The organism is Comamonas kerstersii, assembly GCF_008801935.1.
GTDB classification, from domain to species: Bacteria; Pseudomonadota; Gammaproteobacteria; order Burkholderiales; family Burkholderiaceae_C; genus Comamonas; species Comamonas kerstersii.
Genome location: NZ_VZOT01000007.1, coordinates 86816 through 106253 on the forward strand (window position 1 = coordinate 86816; position 19438 = coordinate 106253).

Annotated in this window: 15 protein-coding genes and 6 pseudogenes; 3 read left to right on the plus strand and 18 right to left on the minus strand. The window is 58.6% G+C overall.

Annotation, left to right across the window (positions count from 1 at the left end; genetic code table 11):
- Position 1: 1 nt before the first annotated feature.
- The 5 genes and pseudogenes from F7P80_RS11400 to F7P80_RS11415 all read right to left on the minus strand — a co-directional run.
- Positions 2-3724, minus strand: coding sequence for a cellulose synthase subunit BcsC-related outer membrane protein (locus F7P80_RS11400; RefSeq protein WP_170265374.1), 3723 nt, complete (start codon positions 3722-3724; stop codon positions 2-4).
- 87 nt (positions 3725-3811) lie between these two features.
- A complete protein-coding gene (bcsZ, locus tag F7P80_RS11405; protein WP_170265375.1) occupies positions 3812-4915 on the minus strand; it encodes a cellulose synthase complex periplasmic endoglucanase BcsZ in 1104 nt (367 codons plus the stop codon).
- Positions 4916-4965: 50 nt separating this feature from the next.
- Positions 4966-7287 (minus strand): cellulose biosynthesis cyclic di-GMP-binding regulatory protein BcsB, encoded by a 2322-nt coding sequence (gene bcsB, locus F7P80_RS11410; protein WP_151044865.1) that lies wholly within the window; start codon positions 7285-7287, stop codon positions 4966-4968.
- A 153-nt stretch (positions 7288-7440) separates the two neighbouring features.
- A pseudogene (locus F7P80_RS17145) lies at positions 7441-7637 on the minus strand (integrase core domain-containing protein); the annotation flags it as partial.
- Between the two features lie 35 nt (positions 7638-7672).
- Positions 7673-7813 (minus strand): annotated as a pseudogene (locus F7P80_RS11415) (IS256 family transposase); the annotation flags it as partial.
- Here F7P80_RS11415 and F7P80_RS16775 point away from each other — a divergent pair.
- Positions 7808-8101, plus strand: a pseudogene (locus F7P80_RS16775) (hypothetical protein); the annotation flags it as partial. The pseudogenes F7P80_RS11415 and F7P80_RS16775 sit on opposite strands and share 6 nt — an antisense overlap.
- Before the next feature lie 2 nt (positions 8102-8103).
- Entirely contained in the window at positions 8104-8589 is a 486-nt protein-coding gene (locus F7P80_RS11420; protein WP_151044867.1) for a lysozyme, read from the plus strand.
- Between the two features lie 18 nt (positions 8590-8607).
- On the opposite strand, the gene F7P80_RS11425 is transcribed toward F7P80_RS11420, so the two are convergent.
- The 13 genes and pseudogenes from F7P80_RS11425 to F7P80_RS17175 all read right to left on the minus strand — a co-directional run bounded on the left by F7P80_RS11425 (position 8608) and on the right by F7P80_RS17175 (position 18824).
- Positions 8608-9762 carry a S1C family serine protease gene (locus tag F7P80_RS11425; protein WP_054066625.1) on the minus strand — a complete coding sequence of 385 codons (1155 nt, stop codon included), beginning with the start codon at positions 9760-9762 and terminating at the stop codon, positions 8608-8610.
- 287 nt (positions 9763-10049) lie between these two features.
- Positions 10050-10453: pseudogene (locus F7P80_RS17150) on the minus strand (Zn-dependent protease); the annotation flags it as partial.
- Positions 10431-10931 (minus strand): heat resistance protein PsiE-GI, encoded by a 501-nt coding sequence (psiE-GI, locus tag F7P80_RS11435; protein WP_151044869.1) that lies wholly within the window; start codon positions 10929-10931, stop codon positions 10431-10433. The pseudogene F7P80_RS17150 and the gene psiE-GI, both read right to left, overlap by 23 nt.
- 181 nt (positions 10932-11112) lie before the next feature.
- Positions 11113-11910 carry an EAL domain-containing protein gene (locus tag F7P80_RS17155; RefSeq protein ID WP_249041449.1) on the minus strand — a complete coding sequence of 266 codons (798 nt, stop codon included), beginning with the start codon at positions 11908-11910 and terminating at the stop codon, positions 11113-11115.
- A complete protein-coding gene (locus F7P80_RS17160) occupies positions 11870-12574 on the minus strand; it encodes a PAS domain-containing protein (RefSeq protein WP_428840870.1) in 705 nt (234 codons plus the stop codon). The genes F7P80_RS17155 and F7P80_RS17160 overlap by 41 nt, the downstream gene beginning before the upstream one ends.
- Positions 12575-12764: 190 nt before the next feature.
- Positions 12765-13145: pseudogene (locus F7P80_RS17425) on the minus strand (AAA family ATPase); the annotation flags it as partial.
- 50 nt (positions 13146-13195) lie between these two features.
- Entirely contained in the window at positions 13196-16045 is a 2850-nt protein-coding gene (gene clpK, locus F7P80_RS11450) for a heat shock survival AAA family ATPase ClpK (protein ID WP_151044873.1), read from the minus strand.
- 96 nt (positions 16046-16141) lie between these two features.
- Positions 16142-16711: a small heat shock protein sHSP20 gene (gene hsp20, locus F7P80_RS11455; RefSeq protein WP_151044875.1), complete on the minus strand. Its 570-nt coding sequence runs from the start codon at positions 16709-16711 to the stop codon at positions 16142-16144.
- Between the two features lie 32 nt (positions 16712-16743).
- Positions 16744-17025: a helix-turn-helix transcriptional regulator gene (locus F7P80_RS11460; protein WP_054066621.1), complete on the minus strand. Its 282-nt coding sequence runs from the start codon at positions 17023-17025 to the stop codon at positions 16744-16746.
- Between the two features lie 94 nt (positions 17026-17119).
- Complete coding sequence (locus F7P80_RS17430) at positions 17120-17830, minus strand: hypothetical protein (RefSeq protein ID WP_428840869.1); 711 nt, start codon at positions 17828-17830, stop codon at positions 17120-17122.
- Positions 17775-18149, minus strand: a complete 375-nt coding sequence (locus F7P80_RS11470; RefSeq protein ID WP_151044877.1) for a hypothetical protein — start codon at positions 18147-18149, stop codon at positions 17775-17777. The genes F7P80_RS17430 and F7P80_RS11470 overlap by 56 nt, the downstream gene beginning before the upstream one ends.
- Positions 18079-18429: a hypothetical protein gene (locus F7P80_RS17170; RefSeq protein ID WP_240183943.1), complete on the minus strand. Its 351-nt coding sequence runs from the start codon at positions 18427-18429 to the stop codon at positions 18079-18081. The genes F7P80_RS11470 and F7P80_RS17170 overlap by 71 nt, the downstream gene beginning before the upstream one ends.
- On the minus strand, positions 18384-18824 hold the full coding sequence (locus F7P80_RS17175) for a hypothetical protein (RefSeq protein WP_240183942.1): 441 nt from the start codon (positions 18822-18824) through the stop codon (positions 18384-18386). Before F7P80_RS17175 ends, F7P80_RS17170 begins: the two co-directional genes overlap by 46 nt.
- On the opposite strand from F7P80_RS17175, the pseudogene F7P80_RS11480 reads away from it, so the two are divergent.
- A pseudogene (locus F7P80_RS11480) lies at positions 18809-19435 on the plus strand (phage tail protein); the annotation flags it as partial. The gene F7P80_RS17175 and the pseudogene F7P80_RS11480 overlap by 16 nt on opposite strands.
- Positions 19436-19438: the final 3 nt, after the last annotated feature.

Sequence of the window (19438 nt, forward strand, 5' to 3'; positions counted from 1 at the left end):
CCTAAAACTCCGAATAGGGCGTAACTTGGCGTGGTTGGTTTTCTAGCAACCGACGCACAGGGTTCAGCGCATAACGCAAATAAATTTGAAACTGGTTCGGTGCGAAGTTTTCCGATCGATCAATACCAAGTTTTGCGCCAATAGCGACATTGTTGTTGAGTTGTCTTTCTATGGCTGCTTGGAGGGCCCAGCTCGTTCCACTACCGCCATTAGAGCTGTAGTAACCGGACTGGTTGGACAGCGCGAGTGGGTGGGCCGCCCCAGGATATAAATCGGAGCGACTGCTCGATGTGTGCGAGACGCTGGCACTCCCTTGCAAACGCCACGTCCACGCTTGAGCACGCCCGGTCCATTCAATGGGTAAAGATAGGGTGACACTGGATTTGGGGCTGTAATAGCCCCCATGGCCCCAGCTGTATTCCGCCAAATTTTTGTTATGTGCCAAATATTGCAAGGTGACGCCAGCATAAATTCGCTGCTTTGCTGCACGCCACATGTCTTTGCCTGTAGAGAGTCTTAGCCGTGTGCGCGTGTTGTGTGCAACATTTTTTCCCGTGATGACTCCGAGAGAAAGATCGGCTGTTTGATCCCAAGCGCCTTGCTGCTGGGTCGCACGCAGTGCTGCAAAGGTATGCACCACGCCACCCCAAACAGCTCCTGTGACGGGGTCCTTGGCTCCTGAATATGACAGCAAGCTGCCAGTGATGGGCCTGCGGCCGAGGGTTAAGCGCCAGTCAGTCGTTGGTGTTTTTGCAATCTCAAAGCGTGCGCCACCCACGACATTGGTCACGGGCATACCGAGCCCGGTTAAACCAATATCCCAGTCATAACGGTCACCCTGAAACCCGAGGCCCACATTAAAACCGTTGGTTTTGCTGTGCATTGGACCTTGATATGCATTGGGGAGCAGGCCTGAGGCCGTTGCAGCGCCAATTTGTCCATAGTCTTGGGATTGGATGTCGCTGGTGCTGAGTGTGCCTGCATCCAGTGCAAGACGGTCTACGTGTAAGAAGTGGTGACCGTCTAACTCAGGACTGGCTTTCCAAGCCACCATGGGTATTTCCCAGCCTTTTAAGGCAGAGATGCCGGCGGTGCCACTTTTGCTCAGGCGCTGGGCTGCAATTTCAACCCACGATTGCCTGCGCGCTTCCACCGCTTGGTATTCCTCCCAAATGCCGGCTTGTTGGTTTGCAGGGGCACGTTGCAGCGCCGGGCTATGTGCTACGGTTGAAAAAGCCTCTGATGCTTGCTGGTACTGGCGTTGATTGAGCGCTAAGCGTCCTTGGTGGAGCAGTACCTCATTGGGATCTGCTTCAGGGTTGCTTTGTAGTTGGGCCAGCAAGTTTTGTGCTTTTTGTGGCTGATCCAGCCGTTGCCACAAGCGTACCAAAGCAAGCTGTTGCCAAGGGGGCTGGCGCATGGCGGTTGCTTCCGCATGCTGCGCCAGCGCGGTAGCAGACGTCAGCTGGCCTGTACGGGCATAAGCGTTGGCCGTGTCCAGCGTCAACACAAAGTCATGAGGCTGCTTTTCTAATGCACTTTGCAGCAAAGGCAGCGCGGCAGACCAGTCTTGTGCGGCTGCCAGCAAGCGCCCCCGCACCGCCAAAGTGTGGCCTTGATCAACATGGGGTAAAAACGTATCTCTAGCCAGATTGGCTGCTTGTATTGGGTGCCCATCGGAGAGCAGGGTGGCAATACGTTGTTCTGCTTGGCGTGCGTACAAATCCAGCAGCTCCTGCTGTTGGGGTTGAGACAATGCGTCTTGCTGCTCCTTCAAGGAGTGCAGCAGAGGCATCAAGGCAGGATTCTCTTGGGGAGCGGCACTCAGCGCTTGGGCATACGCGAGTTGCATGGCAAGTGGTAGCGGGTGTTGACGACCTTCAATGTGCTTCCACATCGCTAATGCTTGGTCGTTATAGCCTGCTCGCTGCCAAATATTGGCCAACTGTGCTTGTGTCTGCACATCTTGCACTTGTATGGAAAGAGCCCACGCTCGTTCTAAAGCGGCTTCTTGTTTTTCTGTGTTTTCGGCTGTTATCGCTTGCTGTATCAGCGTATTTAGCTGCATTTCTGAGAGCAGCTGCTGCATGGATGAACTGCGCTGGGTCTCAGGTATGTGGGTGAGGTCTGATGCAGCCTCAGACCATTGGTCTTGTGCGGCTCGAATCAGGGCACGCGCATAGCGCATCTCGTTGGCATCTGGAGTCAGGGTAATGCCATCATCCATGGTGCTGTTGGCCAAGGCAGGTTCATTCATGGCCAGATAGAGCCGAGCAAGCTGGTGGCGCAGCCATGGGTTTTGTGGCGTTAATTGCAGTGCCTGCTCAAGCAGGCGCAACGCGGGGGCTTGCTTGTTTTGGGCCAGCAAGAGCTGCGCTTGCCCTTGGCGAATCTCTGCTTGCAGAGCGTTTGCATCGCTATCTGTTGGGGGCAGCTGCGCGGCATATTCCTTCAATACTTGGCTTGCTGCATCCCATTGCTGCTGTTTGATGAGCATCTGCACCAGTTGATTCAGTGCAGGCAGGTATATGGGTACCTGTTTCAAAGCAGCTTGATATGTATCTTGTGCCAGCTGGTACTTGCCTTCGAGGTTCAGCGCTTGCGCTTGCAAGGTCATGGCCTGCGCATGGTGGCTGTCGATGGCTAGAATTTGCTGCGCAATGGCACGCATGACCACCGTATCTTGGCGGGAGACGGCGGCATCTGCTTGTTGCAATAACGAGTTGATGTGCGCCGTATTCGCGAGGCGCTTCCAATGGGGTGCTTTGTCAAAGTGATAGGCTTTTTCAAAAGCTTCTTGGGCGGCTGCGTATTGTGTTTTGCGCGATGCGATATATCCCAGCAAACCCCAACCTTCTGCGTCATTGGGCTGGATGCTTAGAATTTTTTGGGCTTGGGCTTGGGCTTCATCGAGTCGAAGGTTGTCTAAGGCTTGATTGCCTTTGCGTTTTGCAACATTCAGCGGCGATTGCTCAATACGTTCAGCTTGGGCGCGCTGTCGCCGTGATTCTGCAAGGTACGCTTGCATCGATTCGTCTTGGGGAAAACGGTTCAAAAAAGCTTGTGCTGTTTCTGGCACGGCCTCCCACGGTAGCTTGTGCAGCGCCCAGCGCCAAAGGTCTTTGGCGGTGTGGTCGCCTGATGGCGCTGCGACGGCGAGGCGTTCTATCTCACGCAACAAGGTGCTAGACGGTGGTGCTGCCTCCAGCTGCCTTTGAATCCATAAATATTTGTATTGCACATTTTGTGTGCGTGCATATTCCTCTTGAAGGGCAGCATCTAGTTTGGGATTGGGGCCTGGTGCTGTCGCCAAAGCACGGTAGTAATCGAGCTGGAAGTTACCCAACGCCAAAGGCCCTTCAGGAAATAGTTTGCGTGCTAAGGCCGTGGCTTCTGCCGTGCGACCCGATTGCGTAAACAAGCGCATTTGCGTGAGCTCTTGTTGTGCTTGGGGGGTGTAGAGCTTGAGTAAAGCCTGCAGTTGCGCAATTGCCTGGGGATTGGCGTTTAGGGACTGCAGCTTTTGTAGGAGTTGCTGGGCTTCTGCCTTTTTGTCCTCTTGCAAGGCAATACTGGCCAGCGTAGCTATGCCCCACGCAGAATTGGGCTCAATGAGCAATAACTTATTGACTTGTTGGCGCGCTAAATCCGTGCGGTATTGGCTTTGCCAGAGCTGTGCATTGCGCATTATTTCGCGCTCTGCATCACTGTTGGTTTGGACCATCCCGAATGCGGTATGAACGCACAGGCTTGCCAGTAAGTTGCTGCTGATGAGAGAAAAGTGAAAAAATCGTCGGTACATGTGTACAAGCTACCCTTCGCCACCAAGACGCAATTGACCCTGAGGGCTAAAGCTATAACTGCCTCTGAGCCACGCGGCACTGAAGAAGTTCAAACATTGCTGGTAGTAGGACGTTGGGGGGACGGGGTATTTTTGTAAGCGCTGCATCTGTTGATGGAGCACTTGCGTATCGTTAGATGCCTGCAAAAAAGGCAACAAGGCAGCGCTAAAACCAGAGGGGCCTTCGCCCTGTGTTTGCAATGTCCAAGGGTCAATAAACTCTGGGGGAATGCCGGCTTCTTGGACTTGATGGACCATGGGCGCTAATTGCTTGATGAGTTGCGTGCGCAGGGGTGCCTGTACATTCAACAGTCCGGCCCACAAATAAACGCGTATGGCGTTATAGCCACCGCGCCCTTGTGCCTCGCCTTGGGGGTCTTGGCTGAAGCGCTGACCATCAAACCAGATCCAGTCTGCACAGATGCCGCGTGGACTAGACCCTGTAATCACTTTCATGGATGACTGTGCCACAGACAACCATGCAGGGTCTATGCTTCCTAAGGCTTGCAGCACTTGCAGAGGGGAGTAGCTGGCATTGAGTTTGTAGCGCCCATCACTGACGAATCCCACTGAGCCTGGCAGGAGGCTGAGTCCTAAACCCGGAATCACCACACATTCTTTGTCCAAAATACGTTGGGACAAGGCCTTGCCAATTGCCGTGTAAGCACGTTGGTTCCATAAGCGGCCCGCTTCCATGAGCGTGTATGCGATCCAGACATCGGCATCGGACGCGGAGTTCGGATCCAAAACCCCCCACTGCTGATCTTCGCGTTGCCCCCATAACCACGCGGGTAAGTGGCTCGCGATATCGCCTTGGCAGAGATTGTTTTCAGTCCATGCCAAGATGCGTTCAAAAGCGGAGCGGTCTTCGGAGATGAGCGCAAAGAACAGTGCGTATGCCTGCCCCTCTGAATAGGTTTGATTGCGTGCCCCGTCATCCGAGACCACACGCCCATCTTTTTGAATGAATTGTGCTTTAAACGCTTTCCATGCATGTGATTGCAGCTTATCTTTTTGATTTTTTGACGGCGCAGCCCATGTATAGAGTGGCCATAGCGTTGCTACAGACACCATGCTGAGTGTCTGTAGGCAGCTACGTCTGAGCGGTGAAGCTGGGCGCATCATTACATTTGCTCCAATCGGCGTCGCGCAAAGTATCGCAAGCCGGTGTAGATAAAGAAGCTAAGTAGCAAGCCCAAGAAGCTTCCCAGAATGGCCATGGTCACCGGATGCTCATGCAGCTTGAACCACAAGCGTTGTGCCAAAGAGAGCTCACCCACAAAGTAGGTTTGCTGGACCCGGAAGCTGGCAATATCTTTGTCGTTGAGCAGCGTGAGATCACCCATGAAGCGGGTGTTTGTCACGTTGTTGCTGATGTTTTTTGCAATCAAATCTAACGCTGGGGCACTGTTGCCCATCAATGCCACCACACTGCGTTTTTTGTGCAGGGGTGACTCAAATCCAGCGACTGCGGCCAAGGGGCCTGAGCCTTGAAAGGTTACATGGCCTGAGCTGGGGGGCGCCTTCTTTTGGCCTTGCCATAAATCGAGGAATTTACCCAAAGCACGCTGTGAAAGCGTGATGGACTGTGCGCTTGCTTCTACCAAAGCGGGCAGTTGTTTCTGCCATTTCTCAAGCAGGGAAGAGGCTTGCCCATCCGAAATCAATAAAACATCGGAGTCGCCAATTGCATCGCTGTCTTTGTCGTTGACCAGTTGGAAGCGGGTGCCCGGATAGCCTGTGATGCCAGAGATATGGGCAATGGCGTTCAGGTAGGCTTCTGTGGCTGCCGTGCTGTGAGCGGTTGGAAGTACCACCGTGGTTTCACGTAAATCAGCCAAACGGCTGAAGGGGAAACCGCCTTGCGCATAAGCCTGCAAATCGGGCATGGCAATGTAGTGAGGCAATCCAGACAAATCGATGGTCGATTTGGGGTCCAACTCTGCGCGCACTTCCACCGGAGCAGTGGAGAGGCAACTGCCCTGTTCTTGCGCAGGCATTTGCACTTCAAAATCTAGCCGATTGCTCGCGTGAATCCACTCCGCAGGGACATAAAACTTTTGCGATACCTGATCATTCTCATAACCGAACTTCGGAAAAAGACGGTTCTGACTTTTTTTGGAGTTCTCCAAAGGGAAAGAGTTGGCCAAATTTTGATTTAGCAACATGGACACCATACCGTCTGCAGAAACAGTCGTAGGGGTATAGCGGTACAGCAGATGTACCGGGATATTTTTACTATTCCATGTGAACAAATCTGGGGCCACACGCAAATAGGTGGTGATTGAAGAGTTCAGGGCATAGCCTTTGACTTGCAGCTGTTGCGGTGAACTGACCAAGTCTGCAAATTGAATAGGCTGCTCGGTATTGCGCCAGCGAGGGGCGTCGTACGCTTTGCGTGGGGCAGGAAGCTCCAAGCTCTGGATACGGGTGACATCACCAGTTAAAGCCACTCTGCCCAGTGCTAAAGCTTGCGCCGCAGTTTCTATTTGTGCGGCGTCCTTACCCATGACCAACAGCAATTGGTAGGCGCTGTTACTGGGGTGTTCAATGAGCTGCAGCGTAGGCTCTTGGATATTTTTAACCAGCGTTTTGAGAAACGCCGGTGCATCTTGTGCGCTGGCAAAAACAATCGCATTCCCATTGGGCAATTGATTGTTTAAGACCTGAATTTGACTACTGCGGAAATCTGCTTTGGCCCCTAGCCAACCCGCCATAACACCCGCTGCTTTGAGTCCACCGAGGGAGGGTGTCTCAGAAAACACAAAATGAGTCTGGACTTTACCGGTATCGCGGGGGTCAAAAAATGGCAGCGGTAACTGCGCCAAATTGTTAGGTAATTTGACTTGCCTGAGGGTGATTTGCAGCCGGCTTTCATTGCTCACTTGTGCCCACAAGCTGGAGTTTCCGGGGTTTTCGCACTCAAGGGTGTAGTGCCCCACAAAGCGAATTTCTAGCTTGTTGTAGTCAGAGAAAAAACGGGCATCAATGGGAATGTCAATGCTTTGTGGCTTGCCTAGTTGTGCCTGAGGTAATCCGATGGATTGCACCATTTGGCCATTTAGCAGCACTTGCAGGTGCGAAAGCTGTGGCAGTAGTGCTGGCGAGAGGGTGTACTCAAGGTGAAAAGAGGCAGATTCGACAACCTCATCTTGGCGAATACCAAAATTGACCTGCCCGCTGCTATCGGTGCCTCTTAGGGTGAGAGCATGCTCTAGTCCTAAGTTGAATAAGCTTTTATTCAGCGTATGGGTGGGTAATATGAGGGGGGCTGAGGCCGCAGCAGGGGCACTTGCCGTCGACCCCGCTGGGTTGTGGGGTTGCGCATGACCGGATAGGGCGATGAAACTTGCAACGATCGCCAGCGTTGCCTTAGCTACGGGAGAACGATTGATGAATGGGTTCGGACGCTTAAGGATGTGCTTCTGCGGTTGAACGAAGTTCATATAAAAGCTATGGAGAGAAGGGTGTGAGCATCGTTACGCGAATCTAGGGTCTTCTGCGATGACGGCGCTGCTGACAGTTCGTGTTTCAAAGATAGAGAGGTGGTCCCGCTCGTTTGAACAACAATCCTCTGTTGTTAAGCGAGATCCCTTCGGTCATGCAGCTTGCATTTTTGCAAACGGCAATGCTGCAAAGTAAGCCTCATCTGGGGTGGCTTGGCCGTGTGCCTGATGAGGTCGCTGTGCATTGCAGAACTGCAAGTATTGCGCGTAATCCCATTGCGTGCGGCACGCACGCTGTCATAGGCTTTGAGATAGATCTCCTCGTACTTGATGGAGCGCCACAGGCGCTGAGGGTGTCCGAATTTTTGTGTAAACGGTTCGGACGTCAGTTCGCGGAGAGTCCGTCTCCAAACTCAATCGTAAACCGATTCAGAGCTGCCTTCCCATCTCGGATGGGCATCGTCCACTTGCGGCTGATGTTGTGCAGTGCCAAGTAAAACAGCTTGAGCAGTGCCTCATCGCGTGGGGCGTGGCTGGCCTGCAGGCGCTGCAAGAGAGTATCGCAGCGCAAGGCCAACGCTCCGGTGTGCGCTGGGTCGATGCCTTGTCCTGCACCGTGCGGCCGGCGATCACGTACTGGTTCATGGGGCTGTACTGCGCCGCTAAAACTGCTGCGTTTGCCCTGGCGTGGCAGCAAGGCTTTAACCTTGCTGAATCAAGCTTACATATCTGGTCTGAGAGTGATCAAGCCATGTGGGCGGGGGTCTTGAACTTTTGGTTCCTCGGCCGTGTGCTGGAACGCAAAGGGCGCTGAGTATGCAAGCGGATACGCAATCAGCAATCCAAGTGCCCAAAGCTGCAGTGGATCTCGCCAAACGGTTTGAGGGCTTCCATCGGGTGCCCAAGCACGACCCTGCAAGGGCCTATCCGTACCTGTGTCCTGCGGGCTATTGGACGATCGGGTGGGGCCACTTGTGCAGCAAAGACCATCCGCCCATCGACCAAGCACAGGCCGAGATCTACCTCGAAGCCGACCTGCGCATTGCACTCAATGCCACTTTGAAATTCTGCCCAGTGCTGGCCACTGAGCCGGAGGCGCGGCTCGCGGCCATCGTTGACTTCACGTTCAACCTTGGCGTGGGGCGGTTGCAGACGTCGACGCTGCGCAGGCGCATTAACCAGCGGGACTGGTCTTCTGCTGGGCAGGAACTGCGGCGATGGGTCTATAGCGGTGGAAAAGTACTGCCGGGACTGGTCACACGGCGTGAGGCTGAAGCCGCTTGGCTGCTCAACGCCGCATGAACCAGAGATTCAACTGAATCAAATCCCGGGCTGCAACTCCACCTGCACCTCTCGCGATTTGCCGGCCCGATCCACGGACAAGACTACGACATCGCCGACCTTCCTGTCGTCTAGCCGCGCGAGCAGCTTGGCCACATCGTCCGTTGCCTTGCCATCAACACCGATGATGCGGTCGCCGGGCACGATGCCTTGTGGGGTAATCTCGACCCCAGCGAGCCCGGCTTTGTGCGCTGCCGAGCCGGGGGTGACACGCAGCACGAACACGCCCTTGCTTCCCGTCAGCGCAAGCAGGCGCTGATTGAGCTGTTCGTCCACCTCGATGCCAAGCGCCGGGCGGATGTATCTGCCGGTCTTGATGAGTTGCGGCACTACCCGCATGACGGTGTCCACCGGCACGGCAAAACCGATCCCAGCCGAGGCGCCGGAGGGGCTGTAGATCGCCGTGTTGATGCCGATGAGGCGCCCGGCCGAATCGAGCAGGGGGCCACCCGAGTTGCCGGGGTTGATGGCGGCGTCGGTCTGAACCAGGTGATCAATGGCCGGGCCGCCCGCTTCTCCCGGTAACGAGCGGTCGAGCGCGGAGACGATGCCGGTGGTGAGCGTCCAGTCCAAGCCAAAGGGGTTGCCGATAGCAAACACCTTCTGTCCCACCTTGAGGTCGGCGCTGGTGCCGACCGGCACGGCAGGCGGGCGTTTGAAGCCGATGCCGATCTTGAGTACGGCGATGTCGTGTGCTGGGCTCGCCCCCACCAGTGCGGCCTGGTAGTCGCGGCCATCGGCGAGTTTGACGGTGGCTTCGGACGCGCCCTGGATAACGTGGAAATTGGTGACGACGTGGCCGGCGTCGTCCCAGATGAAGCCCGATCCCGTGCCACGAGGCACGGAGAAGACATTGCGCGTCCAGACGTCGCGCACCAGCTGCGCGGTGGTGATGTAGACCACCGAGGCGCGTGATTTTTCGAACAGTTCGATGGTGGCCTGTTCGTCAGCGGCCAGATCGTCACGCGGCGTGACGGTGCGCTCAGCGGCTTGGCGCGGGCTGAACCAGGCTTCGATGGCGGGCAGGAACTGCCAGAACAGCATGAGTGCTGCAACGCACGCAGTGATGACGAGCCACCGCCGGACGAAATGATCAGGAGCTGGGCGTTGTGGGTAAGGACCGGGGGAAGACATGACGGAGGCTCCTTTCGAGTGATTTAGCGCCAAAGGCCGCTCAGGCCCCGGCGTGGTGGGCACATCGGGGCGAACGACCTTGGCACGAGATAATCCGTTTGTGTTGATTTCCACGCAGAACTGACCCGCAGCGCAGGCTAGTGGGTCACTTCTGGGAGGAAATCAACACCGTTTGGAACGGCAGGGTCTGCGATGGCTGAGACGTCAACTCCATCAGGCGCGCGATACGATCCTCTGCACGCCGTATGCGTGCGCAACCAAGACGGCTCGGGATTTCCCCAGCCGGGCAGACCATCCGTGAGAGCAATGGAGGCAAGGCGCCTGGAGCCGTTGGCAAAGGCATTGACATTGACGATGCCGCTGGGCACGTAGTGCGGCACCGGCGTTGCGGGCACACCGGCACGGACGGACAGCTCGCGCAACATGGCCCAAATCTCGGGGCTTCGTGCGGGTGCAGTGCCCGCGCGCGATACAGGCGCAGGGTCAGCGCCGACGCTGCTGCCGGCTCCAGCAGCAGCGCGCCTGCAACGGCAAACAGCGCGAGCCAAAAGCCGCCTTCGCCGAACAACAGGCTCCCCGCAGCGGTTGCAATCCCGACCAGGGTCAGGACCAGCAACCCCGTCTGCAGGCGGTTGAGCCGGCGATGTTGCAACAACGCCGCGCGCAGGTCACTGGGATGATGACGGGTCATGCTCAGATGTCTCGGCGGCGCGGCCGTCGCGCTCGCGCAGCAGCCAGTAGGTCGCACCCAGAGCCAGCGTGGCGCCTGCCAGCGCGGCTATCTTTGCGGGGCTCGCGTCGGAGTCGAGGATCACGAACTTGCGGGAGAGTGCGATCAGCGCGATCAGGACCACCGTCTTGACCTGGATGATGCTTTCCTTACGCAGCGCCACGCGCACGATGGAATGCTTGAACTCCATCGCGATCAAAAGCGTCATGATCATGCCGAACACGCTCTGGAATACCTTGTGGTCCAGGGGATTGAAAGCATCGAGAACCAGCAGCGTGAAGACGATGGCGATGAGCTGGAACAGCGACACCACGATGATGACGGCAATTACCGCCGACAGAACGAGGGCGACGACCTGCTCGAAGCGCTCGTAAAACGTCATCAACCGCCACTGGGAGCGTATCTCGTCAAGGGCCGTGTGGCCAGATTCTTTATGCATAAGCGTTGCTCTCTTTCAATGAAACGTTAATGGAACGGGGAGTCCGAGAAGACGACTCGATTACACCTGGATTGCCGAGGCAATTGCGAAGCCACCCAGCGCATAATATCCTGCGCGCCCGTGGCGCCGCCGATGGGTGGATCAGCCTCTTGCACGTCAACCCTTTGTCCCATGCATGGCATCAATCCGGCTTCTGGTCCGGCGGCAGCAATCCCAGCAGATCCGCCTGCAAATGTTGCAACTTGTCGATGCCAGCCCTCAATGCCTCGACACGGCCGGCATTTTTCATTTCACTCAGGGTGTGCGCTAACTGCTGGATGCTCTGATGCAGGACATCGACCTGATCATCAGGATCCTTGCCGAAGAACGCAGGGCGGCCACTTTGATCCCGCCAGTATTGGAGTGCTTCGGGTTGAGGCGGCACTTGGGTCTTACCTGACAGATAGTCGATCATCTGGGAAATCCAGACCCGGTGGTCGACGTATGTGAACGGCACGGGCAGCGCGGAGCGACTGTCAGGTTTGAATCCCTTCCAGGATAAGGGTACCTGCCAGGTGTGTAGCCATTGCTCGAATTCATGCGCCGGCATCGGATGCCCGATGGCATAACCCTGGCCCCACTCGCATCTCATACGCAGCAGCATTTCACCATGCTGAATGGATTCGACTCCCTCCGCGATGCAGTTCCTGCCAAACGACCTTGCCAGTGCCAGTAGCGCATCCAGGATGGCGATATCGTCCGGATCCTCGAGCATGTCGCGTATAAAACCTTGGTCGATCTTGAGCAGGTGCGCGGGCAGGCGCTTCAGATAGGTCAGCGAGGAATAGCCGCTGCCGAAATCGTCGAGGGCAAAACGCAATCCCATCCTCTCGCACAGCGCCATCAACTGAGACACTTGAACGAAGTCCTCCACGGCGCTGGTTTCGAGGATTTCCAGTTCAAGGTCTTGCGGCTGGGCGCCGGGATGTCGTGACAACATACCCCGTAGATGCGTGATGAACCAAAACTTTAGCCGCAAGGCGAAGCTCTTCCGCGGATCTTCTGCGTGAGGTGACATCATGGATATAGCCGTGCCAGAGGATGCTCCCATCAGGCATGGCTTCAGGCAACGCCTCGCCTTCGACCCAGATCACCCGACCGTCTGGAAACTGCACCCGGTACTCGTCATGCCAAAGCGCGAGTGACTGCCCCGACGCCCGTATGGTTTCATGCACACGGTCGCGGTCTTCAGGATGGAGCGCAGCGAACACAGGAGTGGCATCTTCAACAACATCCTCCGGTGTAACCCCGTATATTTCCTGTATCCTCGCGCTGGCATAAGGGAAGTGCGAGCTGCCGTCCGGACGAAGACGGTATTGGTAAAGCATACCGGGAACGTGGCTGGCCAACTCTTCTCGCTGTCGGCGCATAACGTTCAGCGCCTGCTCGACCCTCTTGAGGTCGGTGATGTCCTCTACCGTCGCTGTGGTCAGCTCGATGGGTTCTCCGGTGAACAGCGGGTGCTGGCACCGCCCGCAATTGGGCTTCTCTGCCAACTTGTTGGCTGGCTCGCGATTGAGGGATTGGTAGTGTGGGCAGACGATATGAATGCTGTCCTCATGAGGTGGATCCTTGGGACACGGAGGAAGTAATGGCTCCGGCAGTTGGGCCGCTGTGACATGGGGATTCGAGCTGTAGCCCTTGCGTCAGTTGCCGGAAGCTGTATGCATCCGGCGTTTCCCGTGCGAGCAGTTCGCGCGCGCAGCGCTCCAGCACTTCTCGGTTAATTTCGATAATTCGGTATGCACGATCAAACACACCCATCACGATGTCACGGATGGCTTGGTCGATGCGTGCCTGGTCGAGGATTTCGGGGCGGTTGGTGGCGGCGAGGATGATCAACCCGACCGAGCTGTCGAAGCCGTCCATCTCTGTGAGCAGCTGGTTGAGGGTCTGCTCGCGCTCGTCGTGGCTGCCGACGCCGCGCGCATGAGCCCGGCGCAGCGCATCGACGAACTGCGCCCCGATGCCTTGGCTATCGAAGACGTACGAAGCCAGCGCAACGCTGTGCCGCGCCGATTCGATGGCAGCGAGCATGGCCGGGTAGGCCTGCTCGCCATCGATGAGCGGCTCGATGCGGTTGCCGCTGGTCAGCGACTGGCCGGTGGCGCGTCCCACCAGGTGCGCCAGGCCGGCAAGCGGCGGCGATACGGGCTCGGGCACCGTGGGCGAGAGGGTGACTGCCCATGTCAGCCGTTGGGGTCGGACACGACAGCCCCCATCGCTCAAGATTCGCCGCCCGCTGACTTCTTCTTGCGCGCAGGCTTGCTCGCGTCGCTCGGCGGTGCCTTGGCCACGTTCGCGGCATCGGGCTTTTCAGGCTCGGCTGGCTTCGCAGGTGGCTCCTGGCGCTCGAAGACCACCCGTTCGGCCTTGTCGTCCCAGCGGGCGCTGGCGTGATCGCCCTTGCCGATACCGCCACCCAGCATCTCGCGCGCCAGTGCCGTCTCCAGCTCGCTGCGGATCAGCCGCTTGAGCTCACGCGCGCCGAACTCGGGCTTGTAGCCTTCCTCCGCGAAGTGATCGATCAAGGTCTGATCGAAGGTCAGCGTCACGCCCTGGCTGGCGGCGTTGCGGGTCACACGATCGAGCTGCAGGCCGACGATATGGCGGATCTCCTCCTTGCCCAGCGCATGGAAGACGATGATCTCGTCGATGCGGTTGAGGAACTCGGGGCGGAAGTGTCCGCGCAGCACATCCATCACCTCGGACTTGGTCTTCTCGTATTCCTCACCGGCGGCGCCACCGGCCTTCAGCCGACGCTGGATGATGTCCGAGCCCAAGTTCGAGGTGGCGATGATGATGGTATTGGTGAAATCCACCACCCGGCCCTTGCCGTCGGTGAGCCGCCCGTCGTCGAACACCTGCAGCAGGATGTTGTAGACGTCAGGGTGAGCCTTCTCGATCTCGTCCAGCAGCAACACGCTGTAGGGCTTGCGACGCACCTTCTCGGTGAGCTGGCCGCCCTCGTCATAGCCCACATAACCCGGAGGCGCACCCACCAGGCGTGCCACGGTATGGCGTTCCCCGTACTCGGACATGTCGATGCGCAGCAGCGCACCTTCATCGCCATAGATGGACTCGGCCAGCGCCTTGGCGAGCTCGGTCTTGCCCACCCCGGTCGGGCCCAGGAACAGGAAGGTAGCCACCGGTTTGCTGCCTTCGCGTAAGCCCGCGCGAGACAGCCGCACGGCATCGGCCACGGCACGGACCGCCTCGTCTTGTCCCACCAGGCGCTCGTGCAGCCGTTGTTCCAGGTGCAGCAGCTTTTCGCGCTCTTCCACCGTCAACTCGTTGACCGGAATGCCGGTCAGGCGCGAAACGATCTGGGCCACGTGTTCTGCCTTGACTTCGGCACTGCCGGAGGCCCGCTCCCGCTCCCAGCCCTCGATCAGCTTCTTGAGCTCGGCCTCCTTGGCCTCGATGCGCTTGCCGAGCTCGGCGGCCTTGTCGTACTGCTTGCGCGCGGCCACGTAATCCTGTTCACGCCGCAGCTGGTGCAGTTCGGACTCCAGCTCCTGCACGGCCACCGGCCGGGCCGTGGCCGACAGTTTCACGCGCGCGGCCGCTTGGTCGAGCAGGTCGATGGCCTTGTCAGGCAAAAAGCGGGCGGTGATGTAGCGGTCGGACAACTCAGCCGCCGCGATGATCGCATCCTCGGTGATGCTGACCTTGTGGTGCGCCTCGAAGGTGTCGCGCAGGCCGCGCAGGATCATCATGGTCTGCGCTACCGTCGGCTCGGGCACCATCACCGGCTGGAAGCGACGCTCCAGCGCGGCGTCCTTCTCGATGTACTTCTGATACTCGTTGAGCGTGGTGGCGCCGATCAGGTTCAGTTCGCCGCGCGCCATCATCGGCTTGAACACGTTGGCCACGTCCAGCCCGCCTTCGCCGCCACCCTGGCCTGCACCGACGATGGTGTGCACCTCGTCGATGAAGAGAATCAGCTCGCCCTGGTGCTCGGTCACTTCCTTGAGCACCTTCTGCACGCGCTCCTCGAACTCGCCGCGGTACTTGGCGCCTGCCACCATGGCGTTGATGTTGAGTTCGACCAGACGCTTGTCGCGCAGCGTCTCGGGCACTTCGCCGGCGACCATCCGCTGCGCCAGTCCTTCGACAATGGCGGTCTTGCCGACGCCGGGCTCGCCGATCAGCACCGGGTTGTTTTTCTTGCGGCGGGCCAGCACCTCGATGGTGGTCTCGATCTCCTGCGCACGGCCGATGACCGGATCGAGTTTGCCCTCGCGCGCCATCTTGGTGAGGTCGCGCGAGTATTTATCCAGCTCGGGCGTGTTGGTCGGCGTCTCGGCGCGGCCATCCTCGGCCCCTTTGCCGACCACCTTGCTTACCTGCTGGCGTAGCGCTTGCGGCGTGAGGCCGTAACGGCGCAGCAGGTTGGCCGCCAAACCTTCGCCTTCCTCGGCGAGCCCGATCAGGAAATGCTCCGGCCCGACATAAGAGTGGCCGAGTTCGTTGGAGGCCACGAAAGCGCGGCTGAGCGCATCCTTCACGCGCGGCGACACGCCGATCTCGCCCTCGAACGGCTTGTCCCCGCGCTTGGCCTCGGACTCGATCTGGCGCTTGAGGTCATCGACCTTGATCTTGAACTGCCCCAGGATGGTCTTGACCACGTCGCTGTCGGCCAGCGCCAGCAGCAGATGTTCGGTATCCACCTCGGAGCGGCCAAATTCGGCAGCGTGTTTGGCGGCCTCCTGCAGCAGGGCTTCCGACTGTTCGCTGATGCGGCTGGCCAAACCACTGCCGCGACGGCGCGGCGCACCCGAACCTGCGGCGGCGGGCTCGCCGAACGAGGCATCGACCACGTCATCGGTATCGGCGGCCATCGGCGTCGCGTCGTCGCCGATGCGGAAGAAGTCGCTGCCAAGGAAGTCTTCGAACAGGCCGCTGCGCGAGCCGAACAAGGCTTCCAGCGGCGAGACGGTGCGCTTTTGCTGGCGCACCAGTTGACGGTAATGGTCGTCACACAACAGCATGGTGCTGTGACGACCGTTGAGATTGGCTTCCACCCGCACGGTGGCGGGTTGGCCGCAGACCTGGCATTGTTTTCTGGCCATGCTGATGCTCCTGAGAAGGATGAGGCGACGAGGCATCGCGAGTCGCGACACCTCGTCTCGTGCTGGTTTTTTCTTGTGACGAACGAGCCGGCGACGTCAGCCGTTGATCGGAATCGAGCGTCCCTGCTTCGGCGCACTGACCTCGCGCTTGTCGATCGTGACCGTGAGCACCCCGTTCTTGAACGATGCCTTGATCGAATCCTGGTTGGCGTCGTCAGGCAGGTTCAAGGCACGCTGAAAGCTGCCGTAGGAGCGCTCCACACGGTGGAAGCCACCTTCCTTTTTCTCCTGTTCCTGGCGCTTTTCGCCACGCACCACCAGCACGTCGTTGTCGAGGGTGATCTGGATGTCCTTTTCCTCGACACCGGGCACTTCCAGGGCGATCTTGTACTGCTTGTCGGTTTCCTGGATGTCCAGGGCCGGCTTCAGCATGCCCGACCAATCGGATGGCAGCCGCGGCATGGCCAGCGCCGGAAAACCGAAGCCCCGGAACGCATCATCGAACAGCCGATCGATCTCGCGATGCAGTTGCAGGATGGGACTGACGGGACCGCCTGCCACCGGCAGGTCATTGCGCTGCACGGGCAGCGAGGCAGTGCTCTGTTGTTCTTCCTGCTCTTTCTTAAACCAATTCCAGGGAGCCAATTTCTTGAAATCAATATCCATGTCATACCTCCAGAAATCAATTGAAGACTCACTCAATCCGTTTGCCCGCGGCTATGTACAGCGCGCCCTGGCGACACGGGATGTTCCGCTGACTTTCGCTGCTTATCTGTGCGTATCACCTCCTTCTTTCTGCCTGCTTGGATCTGATCATTGATCCATCGATCGATTTCACTTTGACGAAACCGCCACGTCCCGCCCACCTTGAAGGCCGGAATTTCCCCGTTCGCGGCGAGCCGGTAAAGCGTCCGCTTGCCGACTTTCAAGTAGGCAGTCAACTCGTCGAGTGTGAAGATCGCCTGCTGGCGCGCTGTCATACCCCCCCCAAAAAAAAAGTTCCGTCGTCACGCGGCCTCGCTCGAGGAAATTCTTGCAAGACTTTGCAAGATATTGCGCCAAACATGCCGAAAGTCAAGAGTCAACATCCCGCGACCTGCTGGGCGATTGATGTGACTCCAATTTCCAGAGAGGGGGTGCTGGGGCAGTCCGATCCGGCGATAGGTAAAGGTTTGATCGGGAGCCTACAAGTGCTGTGGGCAGCCGCAGCCAAACGCCGATCCTCACGTTGTAACCGAGCGCCCGCAGCCCCTTGCTCGTCCGCATGTTCCTTGGCGGAAACTCGTCTGGACGCGCCCAGCCGACGATTTCCCCGAGGCTGCTCAGACCAATGTGCGGAATTGCCCAGTCGTCGCTGCGGATCGCGTTCCATAGCCGGGCCGAAACACTGCCGTTGCCCCAGACGACGTAATTCAACAGATCAAGCACAGTCCGCCCTTGGCGGGATCGCTGCCGCCAGAGCCACTCGCCGAACTTTTCCACCTTGTCGTCGCCGGTCTGCGGTCGATCCGGCAAGCCCAAGTGCTCGTTTTCCTGCTTAATGGCGTGGTCTCGGATCGCGTGCACCCGGGAAACGGCATCCACGAATTCCTGCTCCGTCAGTTTGAGAATGCGATCGCGTGCCAGTAACTCGCGCAGCCGGGGCGACCACTCGTAGATGGTGCGTTCTTCAAACGAGTGGTCGAAGTCGGCGTCATGCCACCACTCCAGCGCGTCGCGTAACGCCAGCTCAGGATTTTTTCGAGTTCCTGTCGAAAAACTCCTCGTAAGGATGGCGGTTTCCATCCTTGACCTGCTTGTAGTAGTAGGCGTGCAGGAATTGGTCGGCTTGAACACCTGGAGCCACCGACGCATCGATCCAGTCGGGTTTGGCGTCCGGCGCGGAGACCCTGGATGCGATGGAACGCATCACTTGCAGCGTGTCATTCCAGTCCTGCTCGAACTTCTGGAAATGCTTCTCAGACGACCGCTTGGTGTCGACGAAGACCAGCCCCTGATTCTTTGGCAGCAAGCGATCCTTGTCGAACTGTTGCTCAAACCCGTATTCGCGCTTCGACAGTTCGGACCGTCGGTCCGCCAGGCGAAGCTGCTCTTGGTAGATCAACGACCCGTGCCCGCTCGTCCTGCGCCAGCGCGAGCAAGGGCTTGTACAGCGACGCACGCAGCCGTCGCTGCTCGTCGGCATTGACCGAGGCATTCGGAAAACGCCCGAGCAACTCTTCGGCGTCCTTGGCCAGCGTCGTGAGGTCGATGCCCACCGTCTTGACGGCAGCATCGTCGCGCAGCACCCAAGCCACGGCGAAGGCGCGAGTGGACAGGCCGCTGTCGCGCGCCGCCTTCATCGCCGCTTCCTTCTCCGCAGCCAACGCCGCCAGCTGGTCCATCGCGGCAGACCGGTCGTTTTGCGCGCTTCCAGATCCTTCAGGATGCGTTCGGCACGATCCTTCAGCGGTTGCAGCACCGGTGCGGCGGCGGGGTCTTCGTCAATCTCGTGCTGTAGACCGCGCACAAGGTTGAACACTTTGCCCTCGTCGGACCCATCCTCACCGCGCAATGACTTCAGCGTTGCCACGTCAAAGGTCACGGTCTTGGTCAATCGGCCAAGACCATGTTGCTCTGCGCTTTCCTCGATCAGGCGCCGCGTCTTGTAGGCAAGATCGGCCACAAAACCGACTTTTGCGGCGTAGGCATTGCGCACGGCCGCATACAGCTGGCTGAGCTGCTTGTAGGTCGCGATGTGGTCACGCAGCGCAGGATCAGGCGAGAGGATTGGGGTCACCCCTGGCCCGGATGAGTCTGACCGTGGCACGCGACACGCTGGAACGCGCGCCGCTGCCGGGTGACGTGTTCCTGCTCAACTGGCCGCGCTTGGGCATCGACCAGATGGTGGTCCGCGTGACCGGCATCGATACCGGCACACTGGGGTCATCTGAGTGGCGCATCGAAGCGATGGAGGATGTGTTCGGGCTGGATAACGCAGTGCTCGCCCCGCCGCCACCCATCATCGATGAGCCGACACTGGAGCCGCTGCCGCCTGCACAGATCGTGGCGGTGGAGATTCCGTACTGGGAACTGGCGCGCACCTTGTCGCGTGCTGAACTGGATTACCTGACCGACACCGATGCCGCAGTCGGTGCACTGGCCGCTGCCGGTGGTGTGGGGCAACTGAACTGGCAGCTCGCCACCGGCGCGTCCGCAGGCGAGATCGCCAGTGTGGCCAGCGAGGACTACGCGCCATTGTTCACGCTCGATGCGGCCTTGCCTGCCAGTGAGGCCGATGCCATCGGCTTGCCGGTGACCGCCATCAGCCAGCCGGAAAGGCTGACCGTGGGCGACTACGCCTATCTGGTCGATGGCAGCGGTGAAATCCGCGAATCCGTCGCTGTCCTGCGC